This window comes from Microbacterium sp. ISL-103 (assembly GCF_018613995.1).
Lineage (GTDB): Bacteria > Actinomycetota > Actinomycetes > Actinomycetales > Microbacteriaceae > Microbacterium.
The window spans coordinates 1-1,068 of record NZ_JAGGPD010000586.1 but is presented as its reverse complement, the minus strand read 5'-3'; the positions used below and the strand labels follow the sequence as shown (position 1 = coordinate 1,068).

The 1,068-nt window shown below is 67.1% G+C and carries 2 protein-coding genes; both read left to right on the top strand.

Going from position 1 to position 1,068, the window contains the following annotated elements:
* A partial coding sequence (locus J7E68_RS18200) for a GNAT family N-acetyltransferase (protein ID WP_215174957.1) occupies positions 1–348 on the top strand: 348 nt, incomplete at its 5' end.
* 22 nt (positions 349–370) lie between these two features.
* Positions 371–1,068: diaminopimelate epimerase (gene dapF, locus J7E68_RS18195; protein WP_215174956.1), on the top strand; the 698-nt coding region annotated here is incomplete at its 3' end.

Sequence of the window (1,068 nt, the reverse complement as noted above, 5' to 3'; positions counted from 1 at the left end):
AAGCTCCTCGTCCAGCCCGAGCTCTTCCTGGTTGCCGAAGAGTTCTCGGTCGCCCCCGGGACGGCAGCCGATCCCGAGACGTCGCGTATCGTCGGCACCGCGATGGGCGGCTACGACGGCCACCGCGGGTGGCTGTACTACCTCGCCACGGCCTCGACTCACCGACAGCAGGGGATCGCGACGTCGCTCGTGAGCGAGGTCGAACGACGGCTGCTCGCCATGGGGTGTCCCAAGGTGCAGCTCATGGTCAGAGAAGGCAACGACGAGGTCCTGAGGTTCTACGACAGCCTCGGGTACGAGAGGTTCTCGGTCTCCAACACGGGCAAGCGTCTGATCGTCGACGCCTAGGCAGCATCCCTAGACTGGTGGCATGGTCGCATTCACCAAAGGGCACGGCACGGGCAACGATTTCATCATCATCGCGGACCCCGACGGCGCGCTGGATCTGACCTCCGAGCAGGTCGCTGTGCTCTGTGACCGGCACTTCGGAATCGGAGCGGACGGCATCCTCCGCGTCGTGCGGTCCGCCGCGATCGACGACGGGCAGGCGTCGCTCGCCGAGGAGCCCGATGCCGAGTGGTTCATGGACTACCGCAACGCCGACGGTTCGATCGCCGAGATGTGCGGCAACGGCATTCGCGTGTTCGCGCACTACCTGGTCCGTTCCGGACTCGCGACGATCGACCCCGGCTCCACACTTCCGATCGGAACCCGTGCCGGAGTCCGCGATGTGACCAGCAGCGACACGGGCTATCAGGTCGACCTCGGCCTGTGGAAGCTCTCAGGTATAGACCCGCTCGTCACCGCCGACGGACTGTCGGTGACGCGTCCGGGACTCGGCATCGATGTGGGAAACCCGCACGTCGTCGTCGCTCTGGCCAGCGAAGCCGAGCTGGCGTCACTCGAGCTGTATCGCTCTCCGCAGCTCGACCCGATCCCTCCGGCGGGGGCGAACGTCGAGTTCGTCGTGCCGGGCGAGCCCCTGGTGCGTGACGGCATCGGTCATGTCACGCTGCGGGTCTCCGAGCGCGGTGTGGGGGGGCCACTCAGCTGCGGCACCGGGGGCGC